This is a genomic window from Catenibacterium sp. GCM10023432 (assembly GCF_042651925.1).
Classification (GTDB): domain Bacteria; phylum Bacillota_I; class Bacilli_A; order Erysipelotrichales; family Coprobacillaceae; genus Catenibacterium; species Catenibacterium mitsuoka.
The window spans coordinates 1-1,155 of sequence record NZ_JBHSEB010000099.1; the positions used below are offsets into that span (position 1 = coordinate 1).

2 protein-coding genes are annotated in these 1,155 nt (G+C 34.5%); one reads left to right on the forward strand and one right to left on the reverse strand.

The annotated features are described in order from the left end of the window. A partial coding sequence (locus ACFOZZ_RS12440) for a PocR ligand-binding domain-containing protein (protein ID WP_376815343.1) occupies positions 1–889 on the forward strand: 889 nt, incomplete at its 5' end. A gap of 12 nt (positions 890–901) precedes the next feature. On the opposite strand, the gene ACFOZZ_RS12445 is transcribed toward ACFOZZ_RS12440, so the two are convergent. Continuing rightward, the coding region (locus tag ACFOZZ_RS12445) for a GDP-mannose 4,6-dehydratase (protein ID WP_376815344.1) at positions 902–1,155 on the reverse strand (254 nt) is incomplete at its 5' end.

Here is a 1,155-nt window from a genome sequence, read left to right on the forward strand (position 1 = left end):
GCCTGCACAAACAAGAATTATTCATTACTATGTGTGCCTTGGAGCCGCAGGCGGAAAGGAATGGAAGGTTCATATGGAAGACTTAGAAAAAATACTCAAACAGCTCTATCTTGTCTCAGGATTAAATATGTCCATCTTTGATATTAATCAGAAACTACTGGCTTCTTATCCTCATGAGAAATCCAAATTCTGCCATGAGATAGAGAAGAACAAAGCTTCTGATCATTGTTTTATATGTGATATAAATGCGATGAATCATGTAAAAGAGACTGGCGAACTTTATGTCTATCAATGTCATTTTGGACTCAGTGAAGCAATTATGCCTTTATATTCTTATGGCGCTTTAACTGGTTATCTAATGATGGGACAAGCGGTTATAGGAACATATAGAAACTATTCTGAAATCATCAATAAATCTAAGCCCTATTTTGAAAATGAAGAAGAATTAAGACAACTTGTCACAAATATTACTATATTAGATAAAAATCAAATATATGCTTTTGCACATGTATGTGATATCTGCGCAAAATACATTTCTCTCACCAATCGCATTCAGGCCAAGAATGATCATCTTGCCCAGGAAATAAAACAGTACTTAATTGCGAATTATAGTAAACCTATTACGATTGATCAGCTATGTGACTATTTCTTCTGCAGCAGAGGAACATTGTTAACTCATTTTAAATCTAAATACAATACGACTATCCACAAATTCTTATTAGATTACCGATTAAAGAAGGCTGCAGAACTATTAATAAATAAGAAACAAACCGTTAAAGAAATTGCTTATCAATGTGGCTTTGAAGACCCTAATTACTTCTGCAAAGTATTCAAAAAGGAGTACCAATGCTCACCTCTAGAATTCAAAAACAAAGAGATGCCCAATTGAGCATCTCTTTTGTTACATATGTTTCTTTGCAAAGTTCCAAGTATCTCTGCACATATCATCTAGTGTCTTTTCAGCCACCCATCCTAACTGTTCTTTTGCACGAGTAGGATCTGCATAACATGTTGCGATATCACCAGCACGTCTTGGCTTGATTACGTAAGGAATCTTAATGTTATTAACTCTTTCAAATGCCTTTACGATTTCTAATACACTATATCCTTTACCTGTTCCTAGGTTACAGATATGAACACCTGGTGTTGCATATT